Genomic DNA, 1,316 nt, shown 5'->3' with positions numbered 1-1,316 from the left:
TTTTTTTTAGATGATATAAAACAGCGCGAATATGATGATGCAATGTATGGTTCTTACGAAAAACAACACCGTTTGCGTCCTTGTGATGTGCTTTAAAAGCTAAAGGCGTTTTTAAAAGACGCCACCTTTTCAAAAAATTCACCACACAATGCAATGCCGTTCTTTTGCAAGAACGACAAAGGCAGAATCTAACTTAAAGGAGTAAAACCATGGAAAAAAAATACGAAATGACTGATGAAACAATCGAAGTTGGGGGCAAAACTCTCCACCGCATTCGTGCATTGAGAGACTTTGGAAGAGTCAAGAAAGGTGACGTTGGTGGTTTTATTGAGAAGGAAGATAACCTCTCTCATGATGGCAATTGCTGGGTAGGTGATGATGCAAAAGTCTATGGTTATGCCAAGGTTTTTGGTGATGCACATGTTTACGGTTATGCCGAGGTTTACGGCAATTCTCGTATTTATGGCAAAGCAGAAGTTTTCGATGAACCATGCATTTACGGTCATGCAGAAGTTTACGGTGAGGCATACATTTACGATAGGGCGCGTGTTTACGGCAATGCGCATGTTTACGGTCATGCAAAAATTTACGGTGATGCATGTGTATGTTGGGACGACTGGATTAATGACGATCGAAGAATCTCAACTAAAGAAAAAAACAGATGAAAAAATACGAGCTCACTGATGAAATAAAAGAATTTCATGATACAAGAACCGATAAAAGTAAAAAACTTTATCGCATACGTGCATTAAGAGATTTTAGAAATATTAAAAAAGGTTACTTAGGCGGCTATATACAAAAAGAAGACAACCTATCGCATGAAGGCGATTGTTGGGTTTGGCATAAAGCTATAGTTTATGGTGACGCTAAGATTTTCGGCAATGCACAAGTATTTGAACGCGCAAAAATTACAGGCAGGGCGCGTGTTTATGAAAATGCAAAAGTTTGCGGTGAAGCATATGTTGAATATGATGCGCAAATTTACGGCAATGCACAAATTTATGGTGAGGCTCGAGTTTTGGGCCATGTTTATGGCAATGCCCGTGTCTATGGAGATGCTTATATAAGTGATAAAGCACACATTTCCGGAAATATGAAAATTCTAGATGGAGTATATATTTTCGATAATGTAAATATTTCTGGTAATCTTGAAATTCGTGGACGCAATTCAATCATCTACGAAAGTGACTATTCAGCAAGCGATATAAGCTACATAAGCCGTTTCTAACACCGAAAAACCAACTTTTAACACCAGCGTGATTCACGCCACGGGTGAATTGCGCGCAATGTAGGAAATCAAGATGAAAAATTCTACT

The 1,316-nt window shown here is 38.5% G+C and carries 2 protein-coding genes; both read left to right on the top strand.

Annotation, left to right across the window (positions count from 1 at the left end):
• Nucleotides 1-209: 209 nt before the first annotated feature.
• Entirely contained in the window at nucleotides 210-665 is a 456-nt protein-coding gene (locus tag ACFIK1_RS08840; protein WP_375662610.1) for a hypothetical protein, read from the top strand.
• Complete coding sequence (locus tag ACFIK1_RS08835; RefSeq protein ID WP_375662609.1) at nucleotides 662-1,228, top strand: hypothetical protein; 567 nt, start codon at nucleotides 662-664, stop codon at nucleotides 1,226-1,228. The genes ACFIK1_RS08840 and ACFIK1_RS08835 overlap by 4 nt, the downstream gene beginning before the upstream one ends.
• The last annotated feature ends 88 nt before the right edge of the window (nucleotides 1,229-1,316 follow it).

Origin of the sequence: Bartonella sp. OC16QHHD (genome assembly GCF_042194035.1) — a bacterium.
In the GTDB taxonomy this organism is placed as follows: domain Bacteria; phylum Pseudomonadota; class Alphaproteobacteria; order Rhizobiales; family Rhizobiaceae; genus Bartonella.
This window is presented reverse-complemented; position numbering and strand designations above follow the sequence as displayed.